The sequence below is a fragment of the Streptomyces erythrochromogenes genome, from assembly GCF_040684695.1.
Classification (GTDB): Bacteria; Actinomycetota; Actinomycetes; order Streptomycetales; family Streptomycetaceae; genus Streptomyces; species Streptomyces erythrochromogenes_C.
In genome coordinates this window covers 334981-352924 of sequence record NZ_JBFBGM010000003.1, presented here as the reverse complement: position 1 = coordinate 352924, position 17944 = coordinate 334981, and the positions used below count along the sequence as shown (strand labels likewise).

At 75.4% G+C, this 17944-nt stretch carries 11 protein-coding genes; 6 read left to right on the top strand and 5 right to left on the bottom strand.

Translation table 11 applies throughout. The annotated features are described in order from the left end of the window. Positions 1-31: 31 nt before the first annotated feature. Complete coding sequence (locus AB0O53_RS08760) at positions 32-1222, bottom strand: SLC13 family permease (protein ID WP_350990891.1); 1191 nt, start codon at positions 1220-1222, stop codon at positions 32-34. A gap of 161 nt (positions 1223-1383) precedes the next feature. Between AB0O53_RS08760 and AB0O53_RS08755 the strand changes: the two genes are divergently transcribed. Next, entirely contained in the window at positions 1384-7257 is a 5874-nt protein-coding gene (locus AB0O53_RS08755; protein ID WP_435886627.1) for a WD40 domain-containing protein, read from the top strand. A 49-nt stretch (positions 7258-7306) separates the two neighbouring features. Here the strand turns inward: AB0O53_RS08755 and AB0O53_RS08750 are convergent, their stop codons facing one another. Continuing rightward, positions 7307-7900, bottom strand: a complete 594-nt coding sequence (locus tag AB0O53_RS08750; protein WP_350990894.1) for an isochorismatase family protein — start codon at positions 7898-7900, stop codon at positions 7307-7309. A 170-nt stretch (positions 7901-8070) separates the two neighbouring features. Here AB0O53_RS08750 and AB0O53_RS08745 point away from each other — a divergent pair, with 170 nt between their 5' ends. The 3 genes from AB0O53_RS08745 (at position 8071) to AB0O53_RS08735 (ending at position 12129) form a co-directional block, all read left to right on the top strand. Further along, on the top strand, positions 8071-9063 hold the full coding sequence (locus AB0O53_RS08745) for a GlxA family transcriptional regulator (protein WP_365194128.1): 993 nt from the start codon (positions 8071-8073) through the stop codon (positions 9061-9063). 112 nt (positions 9064-9175) lie between these two features. Next, a complete protein-coding gene (locus AB0O53_RS08740; protein WP_365194126.1) occupies positions 9176-10756 on the top strand; it encodes an SDR family oxidoreductase in 1581 nt (526 codons plus the stop codon). Further along, positions 10753-12129 (top strand): cryptochrome/photolyase family protein, encoded by a 1377-nt coding sequence (locus AB0O53_RS08735; protein ID WP_365194123.1) that lies wholly within the window; start codon positions 10753-10755, stop codon positions 12127-12129. Before AB0O53_RS08740 ends, AB0O53_RS08735 begins: the two co-directional genes overlap by 4 nt. On the opposite strand, the gene AB0O53_RS08730 is transcribed toward AB0O53_RS08735, so the two are convergent. Next, positions 12120-13232, bottom strand: coding sequence for a MerR family transcriptional regulator (locus AB0O53_RS08730; RefSeq protein ID WP_350990902.1), 1113 nt, complete (start codon positions 13230-13232; stop codon positions 12120-12122). The two genes, AB0O53_RS08735 and AB0O53_RS08730, sit on opposite strands and share 10 nt — an antisense overlap. 154 nt (positions 13233-13386) lie before the next feature. Between AB0O53_RS08730 and AB0O53_RS08725 the strand changes: the two genes are divergently transcribed. Both AB0O53_RS08725 and AB0O53_RS08720 read left to right on the top strand, forming a co-directional pair. Continuing rightward, on the top strand, positions 13387-14007 hold the full coding sequence (locus AB0O53_RS08725) for a sigma-70 family RNA polymerase sigma factor (protein ID WP_350990904.1): 621 nt from the start codon (positions 13387-13389) through the stop codon (positions 14005-14007). Between the two features lie 85 nt (positions 14008-14092). Continuing rightward, a complete protein-coding gene (locus tag AB0O53_RS08720; RefSeq protein WP_350990906.1) occupies positions 14093-14728 on the top strand; it encodes a TetR/AcrR family transcriptional regulator in 636 nt (211 codons plus the stop codon). 22 nt (positions 14729-14750) lie between these two features. On the opposite strand, the gene AB0O53_RS08715 is transcribed toward AB0O53_RS08720, so the two are convergent. After that, positions 14751-15518: an LmeA family phospholipid-binding protein gene (locus AB0O53_RS08715; protein WP_365194118.1), complete on the bottom strand. Its 768-nt coding sequence runs from the start codon at positions 15516-15518 to the stop codon at positions 14751-14753. Between the two features lie 8 nt (positions 15519-15526). Beyond that, positions 15527-17776: an MMPL family transporter gene (locus tag AB0O53_RS08710; RefSeq protein ID WP_365194116.1), complete on the bottom strand. Its 2250-nt coding sequence runs from the start codon at positions 17774-17776 to the stop codon at positions 15527-15529. Positions 17777-17944 lie beyond the last annotated feature (168 nt).

Genomic DNA, 17944 nt, shown 5'->3' with positions numbered 1-17944 from the left:
CCCGGCCCCGGAGGGCGGGGCGGCCCCCTTTTCAGGTGGTGGCGGCCAGGGCCAGGGTCGCCGCCAGGGTGCCGGCCACCGAGAGGACCAGCCCGGTACCGACGAAACGGCGCATCTCGATGCGGGTGCCGTGCCAGCGGCACCGCTCGAACCACAGCAGGGTGGCCAGCGAAGCCCACGGCGTGATGACCGGTCCGACGTTGACGCCGATGAGCTGCGCCAGCAGCTGGTGGTGGTTGGCCTCGGGGATGGCCGCCTCGCCCGCCAGGTAGGCCGGCAGGTTGTTGAGCACGTTGGAGAAGCCCGCACCGACCGCGGCCGACCTCAGCATCCCGAGAAGGCCGTTGTCCGAACCCATCGCCGCCGCCAGGACGTCGTGCAGCCCGTGCGCGTTGACGGTCTCCACCACCAGGAACATGCCCGGCACCAGGACGAGCAGCCGCCACGGGATCAGGGACAGGCGCAGCGCCCCCCGGTCGCGGACCGCGAACGCCGCCACCACGACCAGCGCGGCCGCCATCGACGCCGACCACAGCGGCACCTCCGCCAGGAGCAGTGCCACCAGGAACCCGCCGCACGCCACCGCGCACACCCGGAACAGGACCCGGTCCTTGGGGTGCGGCGGGGCCGGCGGCGCGTAGCTGACCGCACCGCGCCGTCCCGGGCGCCAGTAGAAGCCCCACAGACACGCCATCGTCACGGCGATGGCCGCCAGCTGCGGCGCCCACATGGTGGCGGCCATCTCCGACGGGGTCAGCGCCACCCGGTCCGCGGCGAGCAGGTTCGTCAGGTTCGACACCGGCAGCAGCAGGCTCGCCGTGTTGGCCAGCCACACCGTGGTCATCGCCAGCGGTACGGCCGCGATGCCCACCCGCGTCGCCAGCGCCAGCATCACCGGGGTCAGCAGGACCGCCGTCGTGTCCAGGTTCAGGGTGATCGTGGTGACGGACGCGAACGCGACGCAGAGGAGGAAGAGCAGGGCGTAGCTGCCGCGGCCCACCCGCGCCACCCAGGTGGCGACCACGTCGAAGACCTCCGCCTTGCCGGTCAGCTCGGCGAGGACGATGACCGTCGCCAGGAAGACCACCAGCGGCCCGATGCGTCCCAGGACGTCCCCGGCCGGCTCGTGCGGCAGCAGACCGGTGGCGACGCAGAGCACACCGAGTGCGAGCAGCCCGCCGGCCAGCCAGTCCAGTGGATGCAGACGCCTGAGGAGAGACACGGCGAACAGAGTCGCACACACCCGCGCCCGGACGGCAGACGGGCCCGGCCGGAACCGGACACCCCCGGCCCGGCGCGGGTGAGCGGACCCTCACGCTCCGCGACCCGTCCTCGGCGGGAGGGGGCCACGGCCGCAGCCCCCGCCCTACCATGGGGTCCATGATGACGGACGGGCAATTCGGGGCGCCGGCACGGGAGTTCGACTTCTTCATCAGCTACTCACCGGCGGACGAGCGGTGGGCCGCGTGGATCGCCTGGACCCTGGAGGAAGCCGGCTACCGCACGGTGGTGCAGGCCTGGGACTTCGTCCCCGGCACCAACTTCATCGACTTCATGGACCGCGGAGTCAGCGAGTCCGTCGCCGTGATCGCCGTCCTGTCGCGGCACTACGAACGCTCCACCTACGGGCGCATGGAGTGGCAGGCCGCGCTCCGGGCCTCCCCCGAGTCGCCCGAGCGACGCCTCCTGACCGTCCGGGTGGACGAGATGCCGATCGAGGGACTCCTCGCCACGATCACCTACGTCGACCTGGTGGGCGTCGCCGACACCGACACCGCCCGCTCCCTGCTGCTCACCCGGGTCGAGCAGGCCGTCGACGGGCACGCCCGCCCCGGCCGGCGGCCCGGCTACCCCGGCAGCGGACCGGGCACCGCGCCGGGCACGGCCCCGGCGGGCGGCCCGGGAGGTGCCCGCCTCCCCGAGCAGGCCCACGCCGGCCGGCTCCGGCCGAGCGCGCTCGCCGGACCCGGCTGGGCGGGCCGCCGCCGCCCGGCCCGGGCGCCCCTCTACCCGCAGACCTCCCCGGCCGGCGCCGCCGGCAGCGGCCAGGACGCCGTGACCGTCCTGCACCTGGCCGGACCCGACTTCGGGCGGGGCCGCGAACCCGACTCGCTCAGCCGCCAGATCCGCGGCGACCTGATCATGCTCAGGGACGCCGGAGCCCCGTCCCCCGACCTGATGGTGGTCACCGGCGACCTCACCGCTTCCGGCAGCCCCCGCGAGTGCGACCAGGCCCTCAGCTTCCTCACCACCCTGCGCGCCCAGCTCGACCTGTCGCCCCAGCGCGTGATGGTCGTCCCCGGCGCCCAGGACGTCAACCAGGCCGCATCCCAGGCCTACTTCCACACCTGCGAGGCCGACGAGGTCGCACCGCAGCCCCCGTACTGGCCCAAGTGGCGCCACTACACCCGCCTGTTCCGCGGCCTCTACCAGGGACTGGACACCGTCTTCGACAGCGACCAGCCCTGGACCCTCTTCCCGGTCCCCGAACTGAGCACCGTCGTCGCCGGATTCAACTCCTCCATCGCCTACAGCCACCGCCAGGAGGAGCAGTACGGCTTCATCGGCCGCGACCAGGCCGCATGGTTCGCCGAAGCCATGCGGCGCTACGAGGACGAGGGCTGGCTGCGCATCGGCGCCCTGCGCCACCCGCTCACCGACGGCCGCCGCCCCGGCGACGCGGTCGGCGGCCCCGGCGGACTGCGCGACACCGACACCCTCGCCCGGCTCGCTGCCCCGCGCCTGCACCTGCTGCTCCACGGCCCGACCGGCGGCCCGCGCACCGTGTCCGCCACCCCAGGACACAGCCGGCTCACCGGACCCGCCGGCGGGCTGCCGCTCTTCGGCTCCGCGGCCCCCGCCCGGTTCCAGCTGCTCCAGGTCACCGCGGACGCCGTCACCCGGTGGGACGACCGGATCACCTCCGAGGCCGAACGGTTCCCCGGCGAATGGCGGCACACCCGCCGCGTCTTCCCCGTCCCCGAACTGCCCCCCGTGATCAACGTCGAGCACGCCCAGGGCCGAGCCCCCCTCGACGACCCCGCCGCCGCGCTCGCCGAACGGGTCAAGGAGATCTGCCGGGTGCGCAGGGCCGGCGTACGCCTGCGCGACGTCCCCCGCCGCGAACCGGGCGACATGCTCCAGATCATGGCCACCTGGCAGGAGCAGGGGGACGACGTCGTCCAGCAGCAGCGCATCGCCGTCCACCCCGGCACGCCCACCGAGGAGGAGCTCGACCGGTTCGTCGGCCAGGTGCACGCGACCGACTCCGGCTCCGAGGCCGTCCTCGTCCACGGCGGCGACGCCCCGTCCGGCGGGCTGCGGAACCGGGCGGCCGCCCGCGGCGTACGGGTCCGGGTCCGCAGCTTCATCGAGTTCCAGGGCCTGCTCGACCTGCGCGGCTACGTCGCCGCGCAGACGGCCCGGCTCGGCAGCAGCGAACAGTACGCCCCAGGCCTGTACCTGCCCCAGCGCTACCGCGACGCCGACCGCCCCGACGGACAGGAGCACGACGGCCTCGTCGAGGAGCTCATGGAGCTCCTGGAATCCGACCACGGCCGCTTCGTCCTGCTCCTCGGCGACTTCGGGCACGGCAAGACCTTCGCCCTGCGCGAGCTGGCCCGCCGCATCCCCGAACAGCTCCCGCACCTGACGCCGCTGCTGATCCCGCTCAACACCCTCGACCGGGCGCACAGCCTCGAAGGGCTCGTCGCCGCCCACCTCGCGAGCCACGGCGTCGACACCATCGACCTGCGGGCCCTGCGCTACATGCTCGCCCAGGGCCGTGTCGTCCTGCTCTTCGACGGCTTCGACGAACTGGTCCACCGGGTCAGCTACGACCGGGCCGCCGACCACCTCCAGGTCCTCCTCGACGCCGCCGTCGACAACGCCAAGATCGTCGTCAGCAGCCGCACCCAGCACTTCAAGTCGCACGCCCAGGTCCTCACCGCGCTCGGCGAGCGCGTCGGACTGCTCCCGCAGCGCCGCGTCCTGTCCGTCGAGGGCTTCACCCCGGCGCAGATCCGCTCCTACCTGGTACGCAGCTACGGTGACGAACGCTCCGCCGACCAGCGCTACCAACTCCTGCGCAACATCCCCGACCTGCTGATGCTGTGCCGCAACCCGCGGCTGCTCTCCTTCGTCGCGGACCTCAGCCAGGACCAGCTGCGCGCGGTCGCCGGCGCCGGCCGCGCGCTCAGCCCGGCCCGGCTCTACGAGGACGTGTTCACCTCCTGGCTCGCCCACGAGGAGGCGCGCGGCCAGGGCGGGCCCGGCGCACCGCCCGGACTCACCGCCGACGAGCTGTGGGCGGCCGTGACCGCGCTGGCCTGGCGGCTGTGGGAGAGCGGCCGCAGCGCCCTGCGCCTGGACGAGCTCACCGAGACCGTCGCCGCCACCCTCAGCGAACTCACCGAGTCCCCGCTCACCCCGTCCGAACGGGCCCAGGCGGTCGGTGCGGGCAGCCTGCTGGTCCGCAGCTCCGACGGCGTCTTCCAGTTCATCCACGGCTCCGTCGTCGAATGGCTCGTGGCGCGCGAGGCGGCCCACCAGCTGGACCGGGGCCGCCACGCCCTGCTCGTCGCCCGCCCGCTCAGCCAGCTCGCCGTCGAGTTCTTCTGCGACCTCGCCGACCACGAGCGGTGCGCCCGGTGGGTGCGCGACGTCCTCGACGCGCCCGGCCGCGGCATCAGCGACGCCGCCCGCGCCAACGCCGTCCGCATCAGCGACCGGTTGCGGGTGCCGGCCAACGCGGACCTGCGGGGCGCAAGGCTGGCCGGCGAGGACCTCTCGCACCGCGACTTCTGCGGCGTCGACCTCTCCGACGCCGACCTCACCGACACCCGGCTGATCGGCGCCAACCTCTCCGGAGCCCTGCTGCGCGGCACCCGGCTGACCGGCGCCCGCCTCGACCGGGCCGACCTGAGCGGGGCCGACCTGACCGGCGCGAACCTCAGCCGGGCCCGCCTGACCCGGGCCGATCTGCGGGGCGCCGTGCTGACCGGCAGCCGCTGGCACCGGGCCGCGCTCATCGACGTCACCATGGACGACGCCGTGCGGGCCGCCCCCGAACTGGGGACCGCCGCGGTCGCCCCCGGGATGCCGGTGGACGCGGGCCTGCGGCCCTCGGCGGTCGGGGTCCCGTACGGCTTCGGCATGCGCACCAGCCGCCTGCCCGAACCCATCGCCTACAGCAGCGACGGCGAGCTCCTCGCGGTCGGCAGCGAGGACGGCTCCATCCTCGTCTGCGGCGCCGACGACGGCCTGGCGGTGCGCACCCTCCAGGGACACGAAGGACGCGTCTACGCCGTGAAGTTCCGGCCCGACGTGATCGCCACCGGCGGATCCGACGGCACCGTACGCCTCTGGGACCCGGTGACCGGCGCCTGCCGCCACACCCTGGAGATCCACCCCGACGGCGTGTGGCCGGTCTCCTTCGACGAGGCCGGCACGGTGCTCGCCACCGGCGACAGCGAAGGCCTGGTCACGGTCTGGGACGTGGCCACCGGCCGGCCCCTGCACCGGCTCCCCGGCCACACCGCGCCCGTCTACACCGCCGTCCACAGCCGCGACGGCCGGCTGCTCACCGGCGACGCGGCCGCGAGGGTACGGCTGTGGGACCTGGCCACCGGAACGTGCGTCCGGGAGGTCGACGGGCACCAGGGGGCCGTCTACCGCGCCCGGTTCAGCCCCGACGGCACGCTCTTCGCCACCGCGGACCGGGGCGCGCCCGGACAGGGGGGCACCGTGCGGATCTGGCGGACGTCCGACGCGCGGCTGCTGCACGAGTTCACCGGGCACACCGGCCGCGTGTACGTCCTCGACTTCCACCCCGAGGGCAACCTCCTCGCCAGCGGCTGCACCGACGGCCAGGTACGGCTCTGGGACCCGGTCGTCGGCACCCCCGCCGGCGTCCTCGAACGGGGCACGGGCGCCGTCTACCAGGTGCTGTTCGGCGACGACGGCAACCTCCTCGCCGCCTGCGACAGCAACGGCGCCGTACGGCTCTGGACGGTCGCGGGCCGCCCCCACGGCTACACGATCGCCCTCCACGCCCAGCAGCCCGCCGACCACCGCGGCACCGCCTGGGCCTGCGCCTTCCGCCCCGGCGACAGCCAGCTGCTGACCGTCGGCAACGACGGCGGCGCGCAGATCTGGGACTCCGCCACCGGCCAGGGCAAGCGCATCCTGCGCGGGCACGGCCGCAGGATCAGCGGCGTCGCCTTCAGCGCGGACGGCTCCCGGCTCGCCACCGCCGGCAACGACGGCGTCGTACGGCTCTGGGACACGCGCACCGGGCGGCGTACGGAGGAACTCCTCGGCCGCGGCGACCGGTTGGTCTCCGCCGCGTTCAGCCCCGTCGGCCCCGTCCTGGCCACGGCCAGCAACGACGGCGACATCTACCTGTGGGACCCGGTCGGCGGCCACTACCTGCGCGAACTCGACGCCGAGACCGAGCACGTGTGGGCGGAGGCCTTCAACGCCGACGGCACGCTGCTGGCGACCGCCAACGACGACGACTCGGTCCGCGTCTGGTTCCGCCCGACCGGTTCACCCGTGTCGAACCTGGCCGGGCACCGCGGCCGGGTCCGCTCCATCGCCTTCCGCTCCGACGGCGACGTCCTGGCCACCGGCTGCGACGACAGCGTCGTACGGGTCTGGGAGGCGCGCAGCGGCCGCTTGGTGGAGGAGCTCGGCGGCGCCGCGGGCCACGCCGACCGGGTGTACGGCGTCGCGTACGGCCAGGGCAGCGCGTGGCTGGCCAGCGCGAGCTGGGACGGCAGCGCCATCGTCTGGCGGGACGGGCGGGCGCACCGGCGCCTGCGCGGCCGGGGCGGACGGCTGTGGGCCGTGGCCGCCCATCCGCGCCGGCCGGTGCTGGCCGCGGCCGGTGACGACCGCGCCGTCACCCTCTGGGACGCCGACACCGGCGAGCGGATCACCGACCTCGTGGGCCACACCGGCCGGGTGCTCTCCCTGGCGTTCTCCCCGGACGGCAGCCTCCTGGCGAGCGGGGCCGAGGACGGCACCGTACGGCTCTGGAGCATCCCGCCGGACGGGGAGCGGCCGTCGCTGCGCGCGACGCTGATGGGCATGGCGGGCGGCTGGGCGGCGCTCACCCCGGCCGGCGGCTACAAGCACGAGGGCGACGTGGCCGGGGAGTTCTGGCACGTGGTGGGCATGTCCCGGTTCGCGCCGGGGGAACTCGACGAGTACCTGCCGGGCATCCACCGGCTGCCGCTCGGCGAGGAACTCTGACGCGCCGGTCCGGCCGCGGTAGCCCGCGGCCGGACCCCGGCCGCCGCAGTCAGCCCAGGGCGGCGGCGGTGGGTACGACGACCCCGTACAGGTCGGCGACGGTCGCGAGCGCGGCACGGTGGATCTGCTCGGCGGGCAGCTCCCCGCCCACCGAGCCCAGCGGCCTGGTGGCGCAGGCGTCGGCGACCACCGTGGGCCGGTTGCCGCGCAGGAACGCGCCCTGCGCCGTGAACGTCACGCACATGTGGGTCATGAAACCGGCGACGATCACGTCCTCGTGCCCGGCGGCGTCGAGGTGCTCGCCCAGGTCCGTCCCGACGAAGGAGTCGGGTGCGGCCGACTTGACGACGACGGCCTCGCCCTCGACGGGGGCGACCCGGGGGTGGATCCGCCCGATGTCCTGCCGCACGTCGTACAGGGTCCCCTCGCCGTCGTCGTGGATCACGTGGACGACCTTCGTACCGGCGGCGCGGGCCCGCGCCAGCAGGTCGGCGGCGGCCTCGAGCGCGGGCTCCCAGCCCGTCAGCTCCAGCACGCCGCGGGTGTAGGTGTTCTGGTAGTCGACCAGGACCAGCGTGGCGTCGGCCAGTGCGGCCGGCGTCCGGTCGAGGCCGTTGAGCTCGCGCAACGTGGTCGTGGGCATGGTGGAACCTCCTGGGGGAGTCATGTCGGAAGGTGGGGCGGCCACTTCGCGGGGAGGGCCGTACCGAGAACGCTATGAGCCCCCGGTAATGTCTGCAATGTCATCCAACTTGCAGAAACAGACATCCCGCGGGGCGGTTCCGGCGCCCCGGCCCACCGAACGGAGACCCCGTGAACCGCTCCGGCCGACTCGTCGTGGTCGTCCTCTTCGACGGCGTGGACCTGCTGGACGTCACCGGCCCGCCGGAGGTCTTCGCCCTGCTGCGCCGCGAGGTCGGCGACGCCACCGGCTACGAGGTCCTCCTGGCCGCCGAGACCGCGGACCCCGTCACCACCTCCGCCGGGGTCCGCATCCTGCCCGACACCACCTTCGCCGAGCTGGCCGGCAGGAGCGTCGACACCCTGCTGGTGCCCGGATCGGTCGAGATCGACGCCGCCGGCCGCGCCCGCGCCGTCGCCGATTCCGCCGTCGTCGGCCGGGTCAAGGACCTCGCCGACCGGACCCGGCGCGTCGCGTCCGTCTGCGTCGGGGCCCACATCCTCGCGGAGGCGGGCCTGCTCGACGGCAGGCGCGCCACCACCCACTGGTCCACCGCGCAGCAGCTCGCCGCCGACCACCCGGCCGTCGAGGTCGACGCCGACCCGATCTTCATCCGCGACCGCGACGTCTGGACCGGCGCGGGCATCAGCGCCTGCCTCGACCTGTCCCTCGCCCTCGTCGCCGACGACTTCGGCGAGGCCGTCGCCCTGCGCGTCGCCCGGCAGCTCGTCATGTACCTGAAGAGACCCAGCGGACAGAGCCAGTTCAGCGTCCCCCTCGCGCCCCTGTCCACGACCCGGCGCACCGAGGACCTCCGCCACTACGTCACCCGCAACATCGCCGGCCGGCTCTCCGTCGCGGACCTCGCCGCCCACGTCCACGTCGGCGAACGACAGCTCACCCGGATCTTCAAGACGGAACTGGGCACCACCCCGGCCGCCTACATCGAATCGGCCCGCGTCGAGGTGGCCCGCAACCAGCTGGAATCCACCGACGCCACCCTCGACCGCATCGCCTCCGCCTGCGGCTTCAACACCACCGACACCCTCATCCGGGCCTTCCGCCGCACCCTCGGCACCACGCCCACCGAGTACCGCAACCGCTTCCGCTCCCCGGTCCGGTGAGCAGCGGGCAGAGCGGTCCGGGGGCCGTCCGGGGGACCCTGCATCCGTCCCGCCCGCGACCGCGGAAGAGATCAGGGAAGCACCCCGGTCGACGGCGGAACGGAGCACCTCCATGACCGACACACAAGGGCACCCGGCCCCCACCAGCGGCTCGCTGTGCCTGGTCACCGGCGCCACCGGCTACATCGGAGGCCGGCTCGTCCCCGAGCTGCTCAAGGCCGGACACCGCGTCCGGTGCCTCGCCCGGACCCCGGCGAAACTGCGCGACCACCCCTGGGCGGGCCAGGCCGAGACCGTCCGCGGCGACGTCACCGACGCCGCGTCGCTCGCCCCCGCCATGGAGGGCGTCGACGTCGCCTACTACCTCGTGCACGCCCTGGGCACCGGGCGCGACTTCGAGGAGACCGACCGCAGGGCCGCCCGCACCTTCGCCGAGCAGGCCCGCGCCGCCGGCGTGCGCCGCATCGTCTACCTGGGCGGACTCACCCCGAGCGCGGTCCCCGACCACGCCCTCTCGCCCCACCTGCGCTCCCGCGCCGAGGTCGGGCGGATCCTCCTCGACTCCGGCGTCCCCACGACCGTGCTCCGCGCCGCCGTCATCATCGGCTCCGGATCGGCGTCCTTCGAGATGCTCCGCTACCTCACCGAGCGGCTGCCCGTCATGGTCACCCCGAGCTGGGTGCGCACCCGCATCCAGCCCATCGCCGTCCGCGACGTGCTGCGCTACCTGGTCGGCAGCGCCGGGATGCCCGACCACGTCAGCCGCGCCTTCGACATCGGCGGCCCCGAGGTCCTCACCTACCTCGACATGATGCGCCGCTACGCCGCCGTGGACGGCCTGCCCAAGCGCCTGATCTTCCCCGTCCCGGTCCTCACCCCCCGCCTGTCCAGCCACTGGGTCGGCCTGGTCACCCCCGTGCCCCGGTCCATCGCCCGCCCGCTCGCGGAATCCCTCAAGTACGAGGTCGTCTGCGACGAGCACGACATCGCCGACTGGGTCCCCGATCCGCCCGGCACCCCCATCTCCTTCGACACGGCCCTCTCCCTCGCCCTCCAGAAGGTCCGCGACGCCCAGGTCGTCACCCGCTGGTCCTCCGCCGCCGTACCCGGAGCGCCCAGCGACCCGCTGCCCACCGACCCCGACTGGGCCGGCGGCAGCCTCTACACCGACGTCCGCGAGCGCACCGTCGACGCCCCGCCCCAGGCGCTGTGGCGGGTCGTCGAGGGCATCGGCGGGGAGAACGGCTGGTACTCCTTCCCGCTCGCCTGGGCCGTCCGCGGCCGGCTCGACCGCCTCGTCGGCGGCGTCGGACTGCGCCGGGGCCGGCGCGACGCCGCGCGCCTGCGGATCGGCGACTCCCTCGACTTCTGGCGCGTCGAGGAGATCGAACGGGGGCGGCTGCTCAGACTGCGTGCCGAGATGCGGCTCCCCGGCCTCGCCTGGCTGGAGATGTACGCCGAACGCGACGACGAGGGGCGCACCCGGTACCGGCAGCGGGCCCTCTTCCACCCGCGCGGCCTGGCCGGCCACCTCTACTGGTGGAGCGTCTCGCCCTTCCACTCCTTCGTCTTCGGCGGCATGGCCCGCAACATCGCGCGCACGGCCGAGGCGGCGGACGCACCGTCCCCGGCGGCGCAGCCGGCCGGTTCCGCAGCCGCGGCCGGCGGCCCCACCCCGGGTGCACAGGCATGAACGTCTCGGTCGTCCTCTTCACCTCGGACCTGAGGGTCCACGACCATCCGCCGCTGCGCGCCGCGCTCGGACCGCGCAACGAGACCGTCCCGCTCTTCGTCCGCGACCCGGCGGTGGACCACGCCGGATTCGCGGCGCCCAACCGCCTCGCCTTCCTCGCCGACTGCCTGGCCGACCTCGACCAGGGGCTGCGCCGACGGGGCGGCCGGCTCGTCGTCCGCTCGGGCGACCCCGTCGCCGAAGTGTGCGCCGTCGTACGGGAGGCCGACGCCGACGAGGTACACATGGCCGCCGGGTGCAGCGCCTTCGCCCTGCGGCGCGAACAGCGGCTGCGCCGGGCCCTGGAGGCCGACGGCCGGCGCCTGTACGTCCACGACGGGGTCGTCACCGCCCTCCCGGCCGGCGCCGTGACGCCGAACGGCTCCGACCACTTCGCCGTGTTCACCCCGTACTTCAGACGCTGGTCCGCCGAGCACCTGCGCGAGCCCCTCGCAGCCCCCCGCGTGGTCCGGGTCCCCTCCGGGATCCGGTCCGAGGACCTTCCCGCACGGCCGGCCGCCGCGACGCTCTCGGCGGGCCTGGCCCCCGGCGGCGAGGAGGAGGCGCGCAAGAGGCTCGCGTACTGGCTCGACCGGTACGCCGACGCCTACGAGGAAGGGCACGACGACCTCGCCGCCGACGCCACCTCCCGGCTCTCCCCGTACCTCCACTTCGGCGCGCTGTCGGCGGCCGAGGCCGTGCACCGCGCCCGCGCCCGGGGTGGTGCGGGCGCCGAGGCCTTCGTACGGCAGCTCTGCTGGCGGGACTTCCACCACCAGCTCCTCGCCGCCCGCCCCGCGGTCGCCGACGCCGACTACCGCACCCGGTCCGACCACTGGCGCAGCGGTCCGCAGGCCGACGCCGACCTGCGGGCATGGCGGGAGGGCCGCACCGGCTACCCCGTCGTCGACGCGGCCATGCGCCAGCTCGCCCACGAGGGCTGGATGCCGGGCCGCGGCCGGCTGCTCACCGCCTCGTTCCTGACCAAGACGCTCTACATCGACTGGCGCGCCGGAGCCCGCCACTTCCTCGACATGCTGGTCGACGGGGACGTCGCCAACAACCAGCTCAACTGGCAGTGGATGGCGGGCACCGGCACCGACAGCCGCCCCAACCGGGTCCTCAACCCGGTCATCCAGGCCAAGCGGTACGACCCCGAGGGCGCCTACGTACGCCGGTGGGTGCCCGAACTCGCCGCACTGCGCGGCCCGGAGATCCACGAGCCGTGGAAACTGGCCGGCCCCGGGGGCTCCCGGTTCGACGGCTATCCCGATCCGCTGATCGCACTCCCCGAGGGGCTGGCCCGCTTCCGCAGGGCCCGCGGTCAGGACTGAACCACGGCGGCGGGCCGTCCCGTATCCGCACCCGTACCCGCCGCCGTGTCGCACAGCCCCCGCAGCAGGGCCAGGGCCTCCCGCAGCCCGCGGGGCCGCAGAGTGCCCGGGGCGAGGGGCTGACCCGCCCAGCCCGGGCCCGCCGGCAGGACCGCCGGCCGGGCGCGGGCGCCCTTGACGCCCCACACGACCTCGGCGAGGTGCCGGGCCAGCGAGGGGTTCGCGGTGGCCCGGGCCTGGGACCACAGGACGACCGCGGCCGGGCCGGTGCGGCGTACGGCCTGCTCCAGGGCCTCGGGCGGCACGGCCGCGCCGAACATGAGCGCGGGCAGGCCGAGCCCGGCCAGCCCCGCGGCCAGCGCCTCCAGCGCGAGGGTGTGCTGCTCGCCCGGCACACAGGCGAGCAGGACCGGGGGCACGTCCGTCCCCGGCCCGCGGGCCGGGGGTGCGGCGGCCCGGCGCAGGGCGCTCGATACGTGCCAGGACAGCAGGTGTTCCACCTCGACGTACCGGTCGCCCGAGGTCTCCCACTTGCGGCCCACGGCGTGCAGGGTCGGCGCCATCACCTCCTCCCAGGCGGTGACCAGGCCGTACTCGGCGATCACCGCACCCAGCACCTCGTCCACGGTCTGCGCGTCGAGGCGTACCGCGGCCCGCCCGAGCCCGCGGCACTCCTGCCGTACGGCGCCCAGCGGCAGACCGTTGCCCGAACCGGGCCGGCGGGCCGGCCGGGGGAGGGGCTCCGGGTCGGTGGGCTTCGGTGCGGTGGGCTCCGGGGTGGTGGCAGGATCGGGCGCGACCGCCGGAGCGGGTCGAGCGGCACGAGCGGGGGGAGCGGCCGAGGTGGGCGGACCGGCCGGAGCGGGTGCCGGACCCGCCAGGGCGGCCCGCGCGGCCTCCGCGGGCGGGATCCCCGCCGAGGTCAGCCGGCACATCTCGTGCAGGACGGCGATGTCCCCGGGGGTCCACCGCCGGTGCCGGCCGTCCTCGCGGGCCGCAGGTCCGATGCCGTAGCGCCGGTCCCAGGTGCGCAGGGTCGTGGGGGCGACCCCGAGACGGCGGGCCACCGCCCCCGTGGTCAGGCCGTGTGCGGACTGCGTCATGGATCCATGATGCGACGCACAAACGATGCGAGTGGTGCCGAAGCGCACACGGGCCGGAATCTGGAGGAGCCCCCGCCCCGGCACACCACGGGGCGGGGCCCCGTCCGCAGACCGGCCGGTTCCGGTTCCGGTCCCGGCCCGAGGAGCAGCCGCCATGACCGCCCTGAGCGCCACCGCCCAGCCGTCCCGCGACACCGGGGACCGCCTCCTCGACCACGAGGTCGCCGAGGGCTTCGTGCGCGGCGACGAGCAGTGCCTGACCGCCGCCTACCGCCGCTGGGGCGGCCTCGTCCAAGCCCTGGCGGCCCGCACCCTCGGGGATCCCCGGGAGGCCGAGGACGTCAGCCAGCAGGTCTTCCTGGCCGCGTGGCGCGGCCGGGCCGGATACCGGCCGGAGCGCGGCGCCTTCCCCGGCTGGCTGGTGGGCATCACCCGGCGGAAGATCGCCGACGCGCTCACGGAACGCACCCGGCGCCTCGACCTGGTCACCGCGGCCGGCGCCGCCCTGACCCCGCCGGACGAGCCCGCGGAGGGCCCCGAAGCCGTCCTGGACCGGCTGATCGTCACCGGCGAGCTGGCCAGACTGCCCCGCCCGCAGCGGGAGGTGCTGGCCATGGCCTTCTACGGGGACCTCACCCAGACCCAGATCGCCGAGCGCACCGGCATGCCGCTCGGCACGGTCAAGAGCCACACCCGGCGCGGTCTGCACCGGATGCGCCACCGCTTCGCCGCCGCGGCCCCCGCGGGGGATCCCGCCGCGGCGGGATGCGCGTGAGCCCTGCCGGGAGTGCGAAAATGGCGGCGCTGCGCGGCGATGCGCGGCGATGCGCACGTGGAGGCGTACGGCGGAGGGAGCAGCGGTGGCGGAGGCGGACGACCGGGTGCCCGGCCCGGCGCCGGTACGGGTGGACGGCCGCACCGAGCGCGGACGCCGCACCCGGGACAAGATCGTGGACGCCCTGCTCGACCTGTTGGACGAGGGCGTCGTGGAGTTCCCGGCCGAGCGCGTCGCCGAGCGCGCGGGCGTCTCCCGCCGGCTGGTCTTCCACCACTTCGCCGACATGTCCGAGCTGGTGGACCTCGCCATCACCCGGCGGCTGGAGCAACTGGCCGAGCAGATCAGGCCGTTGCCCCGGACCGGACCGCGCCGGGTCCGGGTGGCGGCGCTCGCCGAACAGCGGGCGCGGATCCTGGAGTGGATGACCCCGGCGCGGCTGACGCTGATGCGGATCGACCACCCCTCGCCGCGCATCCAGCAAGTTACGGACGAGGCGTTCGCGGACGCCCGGCGCCGCGTCGCCGAGATCTTCGCGGAGGAGCTCGGCCGCCTGGACGAGGGCCGGGCGGCCGAACTCCTCGACGGTCTGGACGCCGTCACCACGTGGGGGGCCTGGAACCACTGGCGCTCCGGCGGCAAGAGCCCGCAGCAGGCCCGCGCGGCGATGGAGGCCACCGTGCTGAACCTGCTGGCGGCGTGCGACCACCCGCACGGCTGACCGCCGGGGTGCGTCCCGCCGGTCAGGCGGGGGTGACGTCCTCGGCCCGCGCGGTCACCGTCACGCCGTCCGCGCCCACCGAGACGCCCGACGGCCGCAGGCCGAGGGGCAGTTCGGGCAGGGTCCGGGTCTGCCGGGCGAGCGCCTGAGCGATGAGCGGGCTCGCCGGATCCATGGCCCGGCCGGCCACCGAGGCGGCCGTCGGGCGCAGCGAGACGACCCCGTCGTGGAGTTCGACCCCCGCGGTCAGGACCACGGGCGCGCCCAGCACGGTGCGCCGGATGAGCAGTTGGCCGTTGCCGGCGTCGGAGACCAGGGTGTCGCCGTCCGGCCCGCCGCCGAGCGAGGAGTACGGGGCGGTGAAGCGGGCGGACGCCGAATCCGCCCGGTAGCCGTCGCCCTCGCGGGAGACGTGGTCGAAGGTGACGTCGGCCTTGACCGGGCTGCCGCGGTCGGTCTTCGCGTCGGCCCGCACCCGCACCTCGGGGTAGGTCTCACGGGCGGCCCGGAGGAGGAACGGAAGCCCCTCGATGGAGACGTCCGGACGCCCCACGAGGTTCGTCTGCTTCAGCTCGATCCGGTCCGCGAGCCGTTCCTCGGCCAGTCGGCGGGCGACCGAGTCGGTGACGGGCAGCGCGAGGAGCAGGACGCCGGCCAGGCCGGCCGCGATCAGCGCGCGGCGGCGCCGGGGGCGGGCCGGGCGGGCGGCGGACCCGCCCGGGCGGCGGCCGGCGGTGTCGCCGGTGCGAGGGGTGCGTGGGGTGGTGCGGGGGGTGGTGCGCGGCGGCATGCGGAACCTCACCGGGTGGGAAGGGGGCTGGTGGCGGTGGTCGCGCCGGCCTCGGGCGCGGGCAGGTCCCCGGGTCCCGGAGCCGGCAGGGTGTGCGCGCTGCCCTCGATGTCGAGCTCGGGCAGGATCCGGTCCAGGCGGCGGGGCAGCCACCAGCCGCGGTCCCCGAGCAGGGCCATGGTGGTGGGGACCAGCAGGCCGCGCACGACGGTGACGTCGAGGGCGACGGCCGCGGCGAGTCCGGTGCCGAACATCTTCACCACGGGGTCGTCCGAGAGCAGGTAGGCGAGGAAGACGCTCACCATGATCAGCGCGGCGGAGGTGATGATCCGGCCGGTCGAGGCGAGGCCCGCGACCACCGCCCGGCGGCTGTCCCCGCTCGCGAGCCACTTCTCGCGCACCGAGGTCAGGAGGAACACCTCGTAGTCCATGGAGAGCCCGAACAGGACGGCGAACATCAGCAGGGGCACGTAGCCGGGCACGGGCACCGGCCCCTCCAGCCCGATGAGCCGCGCGCCCCAGCCCCACTGGAACACCGCGGTGAGCACCCCGTAGGCGGCGGCCACCGACAGCAGGTTGAGCACGGCGGCCTTCAGCGCGAGGAGCGGCGAGCGGAAGGCCGCCAGGAGCAGCAGTCCGGCGACCAGCACCACGGTCCCGATCACGGCGGGCAGCCGCTGCGCGAGACGGTCGTTGAGGTCGGTGACCGCGGCCGCGGCCCCGCCGACGTGGGCGCTTCCCGAGCCGCCGGCGGTGGCCGCGGGCAGGGTGTCGCCGCGCAGGGTGTCGACCAGCCGGGCGGTCGCGGGGTCGCCGGGGGCGGTGGAGGGCGTGACCTGCCAGCGGACGGTACGGCCGTCCGCGGTGAGCCGGGCCGGGCTCACCGAGGCCACACCGGGGGTGGCGGCCAGGGCGGCGCCGACCTTGGCGACGCGGGCGTCCTGCGGGCCGGCGGCGGGCGTCGCGAGGGTGTCGGTCACCTGTAGGGGGCCGTTGACGCCGGGGCCGAACGCGTCCGAGAGCTGCTCGTAGGCGGTGCGGCTGGCCGAGCCGGCCGGCTTGTCGCCCGCGTCGAGCTGCCCGAAGGACAGCTGGGTGGCGGGGGCGGCGAGCAGCAGGAGCAGGGCCAGACCGGCCAGCAGATGGCGCCAGGGGCGGTCCGTGACGCGCTCGGCGATCCGCTGCCAGCCGCGGCCCGCGGGCGTGGGCGCGTCCAGTCCGTCCTGCGCGGTGGCGCCCTCCTCCCGGGCCTCGCCGAGGAACCGGGCCAGCAGGCTCAGCAGGGCGGGCAGCAGGGTCAGGGTCGCGGCCACCGCGACGAGCACCGCGATCGCGGGCGCCAGCGCCAGGGCGCGCAGCAGCGGCAGTCCGCCCAGCGCGAGCCCGGCCAGCGCGGCGATGACGGCGCATCCGGCGAAGGCGGAGGCCTTCCCCGCGGTGGCCGTGGCCAGGGCGGCGGCCTCCGCGGCCGGCACGCCCCGGCCGCGGAACTCCCGGAACCGGGTGAGGCAGAAGAGCGTGTAGTCGATCCCCACGCCGAGGCCGATCATCGCGGCGATGGTGGTGCCGGAGGACGGCATGTCCATGAGGTGGCCGGCCAGGCCGATGGCGGCGAGCGACGCGATCAGCCCGGTGACGCCGATGACCAGGGGGAGCCCGGCCGCGGCCGCCTTCCGGAAGCCGATGAAGAGGATCACGGCGGCGGCCGCGAGTCCGATCAGCTCGCTGTGCCCGGTGTCCGGCCGGTCCACGGCCGCCGCCAGGTCGCCGCCCGGGGTGACCTGGATGCCGGCCGCCGAGGCCGGTCCGGCCGCGTCGGTGATCCGCTCCGACAGTTCGGGCGTGATGTCGCGGCCGGTGACGTCGAGGCCCACGGAGAGGTAGGCCGTGTGCCCGTCCCGGCTCATCGCGGCGGCGCCGGCCGGTTCGTAGGGCGAGGTGACGCTGACGACGTGCGGCACCTCGGCGATGGCGCGGGCGCTGCGCTCGACGGCGGCCCGGGCGCTCTCGCCGGTCAGGCCCGGGCCGCCGGCTCCGGTGTGCAGGACGAGCGGCTGGTTGCCGGAGGCGGGGCCGGGGAAGGCCGCCGCCGCCGTGTCGAGGGCGGCCTGGCTGTCACTGCCCGGGATGGTCACCGCCTCGCTGGTCACCCGTCCGTACGCCATGACGGCGCCGCCCAGTACGAGGAGCAGCAACAGCCAGGCCCCGATCACCCGTTTCGGCCGACGGGCGCACCAGCGCCCCATCGTCAGGAACATCCGGGCCCTCCGTGATCCGATGAAAACATATTGCACTCATCGTGCAGCTTTACGCTTGCACTTGGAGTGCAAGAATGTCAATCGGGGATGCGGCCCCGCGGGTATCGGTCCGTCCGGCGCCGCCGCGGACATCGCGGGGAGCCCGCCCGGTCCGGACGGCGGCGCCGC

What these genes read in the sequence shown, in the direction of transcription:
- AB0O53_RS08740 (WP_365194126.1), top strand. Translation starts at nt 9,176, where the DNA reads ATGACCGACACACAAGGGCACCCGGCCCCCACCAGCGGCTCGCTGTGC.
- AB0O53_RS08725 (WP_350990904.1), top strand. Translation starts at nt 13,387, where the DNA reads ATGACCGCCCTGAGCGCCACCGCCCAGCCGTCCCGCGACACCGGGGAC.
- AB0O53_RS08715 (WP_365194118.1), bottom strand. Translation starts at nt 15,518, where the DNA reads ATGCCGCCGCGCACCACCCCCCGCACCACCCCACGCACCCCTCGCACC.
- AB0O53_RS08710 (WP_365194116.1), bottom strand. Translation starts at nt 17,776, where the DNA reads ATGTTCCTGACGATGGGGCGCTGGTGCGCCCGTCGGCCGAAACGGGTG.
- AB0O53_RS08735 (WP_365194123.1), top strand. Translation starts at nt 10,753, where the DNA reads ATGAACGTCTCGGTCGTCCTCTTCACCTCGGACCTGAGGGTCCACGAC.
- AB0O53_RS08755 (WP_435886627.1), top strand. Translation starts at nt 1,384, where the DNA reads ATGACGGACGGGCAATTCGGGGCGCCGGCACGGGAGTTCGACTTCTTC.
- AB0O53_RS08750 (WP_350990894.1), bottom strand. Translation starts at nt 7,900, where the DNA reads ATGCCCACGACCACGTTGCGCGAGCTCAACGGCCTCGACCGGACGCCG.
- AB0O53_RS08730 (WP_350990902.1), bottom strand. Translation starts at nt 13,232, where the DNA reads ATGACGCAGTCCGCACACGGCCTGACCACGGGGGCGGTGGCCCGCCGT.